The 3,750-nt window shown below is 68.3% G+C and carries 5 protein-coding genes and 1 pseudogene; 5 read left to right on the top strand and 1 reads right to left on the bottom strand.

Annotation, left to right across the window (positions count from 1 at the left end):
• Positions 1 to 184 precede the first annotated feature (184 nt).
• Entirely contained in the window at positions 185 to 445 is a 261-nt protein-coding gene (locus BGN97_RS13525; protein ID WP_285630495.1) for a type B 50S ribosomal protein L31, read from the top strand.
• A 63-nt stretch (positions 446 to 508) separates the two neighbouring features.
• Here BGN97_RS13525 and BGN97_RS13520 read toward each other — a convergent pair whose 3' ends face one another.
• Positions 509 to 1,213, bottom strand: coding sequence for a 3'-5' exonuclease (locus BGN97_RS13520; protein WP_292702512.1), 705 nt, complete (start codon positions 1,211 to 1,213; stop codon positions 509 to 511).
• A gap of 68 nt (positions 1,214 to 1,281) precedes the next feature.
• Here BGN97_RS13520 and BGN97_RS13515 point away from each other — a divergent pair, with 68 nt between their 5' ends.
• From BGN97_RS13515 to BGN97_RS13500, 4 genes and pseudogenes are all read left to right on the top strand, one after another.
• Entirely contained in the window at positions 1,282 to 1,905 is a 624-nt protein-coding gene (locus BGN97_RS13515) for a LysE family transporter (RefSeq protein ID WP_292702509.1), read from the top strand.
• A 135-nt stretch (positions 1,906 to 2,040) separates the two neighbouring features.
• Positions 2,041 to 2,562 carry a single-stranded DNA-binding protein gene (locus tag BGN97_RS13510; protein WP_292702506.1) on the top strand — a complete coding sequence of 174 codons (522 nt, stop codon included), beginning with the start codon at positions 2,041 to 2,043 and terminating at the stop codon, positions 2,560 to 2,562.
• 52 nt (positions 2,563 to 2,614) lie between these two features.
• Positions 2,615 to 3,118: a hypothetical protein gene (locus tag BGN97_RS13505; RefSeq protein WP_292702504.1), complete on the top strand. Its 504-nt coding sequence runs from the start codon at positions 2,615 to 2,617 to the stop codon at positions 3,116 to 3,118.
• 108 nt (positions 3,119 to 3,226) lie between these two features.
• Positions 3,227 to 3,750 (top strand): annotated as a pseudogene (locus tag BGN97_RS13500) (ATP-binding cassette domain-containing protein); the annotation flags it as partial.

Below are 3,750 nucleotides of genomic sequence, written 5' to 3'. Positions count from 1 at the left end.
TCCGAGGCGTTCGGCATGCCGATCGCGCTGAGCGCCGATAGCGGCCGCTACGCGGCCCGCGCCGTCAGCGCCTGAGCACGGCCGCGGAGACCCGCCGAGGGGTGCTAAAGTAGACCCTTGGTGCAATCGCACCGCAGACTTCCCTCGCTCCTGGCAGAATCCAGGGCACCACGTAAGGAATCCCATGAAGACTGACATCCACCCCGACTACCAGGCCGTCGTTTTCCGCGACCTCGGCTCGGGCGAGACCTTCCTGACCCGTTCGACGGTCACCAGCGACAAGACGATCGAGCTCGACGGCGTCGAGTACCCCGTCGTCGACGTCGAGATCTCCTCCGCGTCGCACCCGTTCTACACGGGCAAGCAGCGCATCATGGACTCGGCCGGTCGCGTCGAGAAGTTCAACCAGCGCTTCAAGAACTTCGGCGGCTCCGCTCAGAAGTAAGCAGATTCCTCGAAGGCCCCGCTCCGGCGGGGCCTTCGTCGTATCCCGGTGGAGTGCTGCTGCTCAGCCCCGCACAGGCCAGCTGCCGTCCAGTGTCTCCGCGGGGTCGAGACGCCCCACCTTGATGAAGTACTCCGTCAGGCTCTCGGCCTGGTCACGGGCCCAGCCGATCTGCTGAGTGTGCAGCTCGGCGGCCGTCTGCGACAGGCCGAACTCCCTGGCGAGGGCGAGCGCGACGCGTCCAGCAGCCACGGCGTCCGCCGACGCCTCGTGCGCGTCGTCGAGAGGCACGGCATAGTGCTCGGCGACGACGCTCAGGGTGCGCTTGCCGGGGCGGTAGCGGTCGTACGCCTTGTCGATCACGAGCGGGTCGATGACCGGCTGCGGGTCGATCAGCGCCGGGATGCCGTGGCGTGCCGCCTCGTTCGCGAGCAGAGAGAAGTCGTAGGAGGCGTTGTATGCCACGATCGGCATACTCTGCGCGAAGAGCACGCGGAGGGCGTTGCTGATCTCCGCGACGACTTCGCCCGCCGGCCGCCCGTGCGTCCTGGCGTGCTCGGTGCTGATGCCGTGGATGGCAGCGGCGCCGTCGGGGATCGGGATACCGGGGTCGGCGAGCCAGTCCCTCGCCGCGATCTCCCTTCCGTGCCGGTCGAGCACGCCCACATGCGCCGTGACGATGCGATCGGTGGCGACGTCGACACCGGTGGTCTCGAGGTCGAACACGCCCACTCGGGTCAGCCAGTTCGGGAGCGTCGTCGAGGTCATGGCCTCACCGTAGGACGGGGTGCCGACATCCGTCCGGCGGCCCGCCGGGATGCCCCTACACTGTGCGGGTGACCTGGACTGTGTGGCTCTCGCTGCTGCTCGCCTGTGGGGTGATCAGCTTCACGCCGGGGGCCGGCGCGATCAACACCATGAGCAACGCGCTCACTCAGGGCTGGCGACGCTCGCTGTGGGGCGTTCTCGGCCAGCAGGCGGCCCTCGCCGTGCATGTGGTCATCGTCGCCGCGGGCGTGGGCCTGCTGGTGTCGCAGTCGCAGTTGCTGTTCGACACCATCCGCTATGCGGGCGCCGCGTACCTGGTCTATCTCGGCATCCGCATGATCCTCGCGAAACCGCAGGCGGAGACCATGGCGACGGCGTCGCGGTCGCGTGAGCACGCGTGGTCGATCTTCCGGCGAGGTTTCTGGGTGAACCTCCTCAACCCCAAGGCGATCGTGTTCTTCCTCGCGTTCGTGCCGCAGTTCATCCGGCTCGACCAGGATCCGCTGCCGCAGTACCTGATCCTGATCGGGACGGTGATCGTCGTGGACGTGCTCGTGATGTGGTTCTTCTTCGCCGCTGCCGCGAAGCCGTTCCGCCGCTTCACGCGGGACGCCCGCGGGCAGCGGATCCTGAACAGCGTCTTCGGCTCGCTGTTCATCGCCGTCGCCGGTCTGCTGCTGTTCGTGCACTGACGGACCGCGGTCTTCCTGCACAATCATCCTTCCCGCGAAGTTCTCCACGGGTGCCGGGAATCGGCCTCCGGCCGTCGGATGCCGCGATGCACCCTGTTCTCACCCGGGTTCGACCCGGCAACACAGGAGCAGGACATGAGCATGAGGAACGACACCATCGTGATCGCCGGGAACATCGGCAACGACCCCACCAAGAACGAGACCCGCAACGGCAAGGCCGTGATCAACTTCCGGGTCGGGACGTCGCACAACTACGTCGATCAGCGCACCGGTGAATGGGTCGAGGGCCCGACCAGCTGGTACAACGTCTCCGCGTTCGGCAACATCGCCGAGCATGCGAAGGCCTCGTTGCACCGCGGCGATCCCGTCATCGTGGTGGGGCGTCTGCGGATCCGGGACTGGGAGGCCGGCGACGGGAAGAAGGGCCGGGAGGCGGAGATCACGGCAGACGCCATCGGGCACGACCTGAACTGGGGGACCAGTGCATTCGTGCGTCGCCAGCGCGCGACGACGGAACCTGCGCGGGTCCCGCAGCCCTCCGATGCGGACGCCCCATCGGACGATGCGCCCAGCGCGGACGAGGGCGACGCGTGGCGGACCGCCGGGCTGGAGGTCCTCGTCGAGGACGAAGCATCCAAGGAGCCCGCCTTCACGTGAGGGCTGAGCGCGTCGACGGATGGCCCCCGGTGCTGCGCCTAGACTTCTGAGCGTGCTTAGAGGGTCATCCGTCTCCGCTCCCCGCAACCGGGCGGTGACGACGATCGCCGGAGGGATGCTCATCGCGGCGGCCCTCGCATCCTGTTCGGCTCCGGCCGAGAAGCCGGGTCCTGCGACCTCCTCCACCGCCCCATCGCCGTCGGCGTCCACGGCAGAGACGCCGGTGCTCGTCCCCGGCGGGACGGCGACGGACAACCTGGCGCTGTTCACGGCGGTGACCGCGCAGGTCTGGGCATCCGATGACCGCGCCCGGGGCCGCGCGTACGTCGACGCACTCGTCGCCGCAGGCTTCCCGAAGGAGAGGATGCAGGTCACCGCCGATCGGACCACCGTCGGTCGTGCAGTGGAGAGCCTGCAGTTCTCGGTCGCATGGGACGACGGAGAATGCCTGATCGGACAGGTCGGACCGTCCACGGGCGAGCCGGTGACGGCAGTCATACCGCAGCTCGCCGGCGGTCGGTGCCTCGTCGGGCGAACGCCGCCGATCGACTGGTGACGGCCCTTGACAGACCGGTCGCGAAGCGGACCGGTGAAGACGGGTAGGCTGGTGTGTCGGCTCCCCGGAGCCGTTCCGCGTGCCCGCTGACTGAAGGAGAGCTGCTTCGTGGCCGAGTACATCTATTCCATGGTGCGAGCCCGCAAGGCGGTGGGTGACAAGCTCATCCTCGACGACGTCACCATGGCGTTCCTCCCGGGAGCGAAGATCGGCATGGTCGGCCCCAACGGCGCCGGGAAGTCGACCATCCTGAAGATCATGGCGGGCCTCGACACCCCGTCGAACGGCGAGGCCAAGCTCACACCGGGCTTCTCGGTCGGCATCCTCATGCAGGAGCCGGAGCTCGACGAGACCAAGACGGTGCTGGAGAACATCCAGGACGGCGTGGCGATCAAGCCCAAGCTCGACCGCTTCAACGAGATCTCCGCGCTGATGGCCGACCCCGACGCCGACTTCGACGCGCTGCTCGCCGAGATGGGCGTGCTGCAGGAGGAGATCGACGCGGCCGACGGCTGGGACCTCGACTCGCAGCTCGAGCAGGCCATGGACGCGCTGCGCACGCCGCCGGCCGATGCCGAGATCGCGCCGCTCTCCGGTGGAGAGAAGCGCCGCGTCGCGCTGGCCAAGCTGTT

The organism is Microbacterium sp. 69-10 (genome assembly GCF_001897945.1).
Lineage (GTDB): Bacteria > Actinomycetota > Actinomycetes > Actinomycetales > Microbacteriaceae > Microbacterium.
Note: the sequence above shows the minus strand (reverse complement) of the source record. Positions and strands in the feature narration are given on the sequence as shown.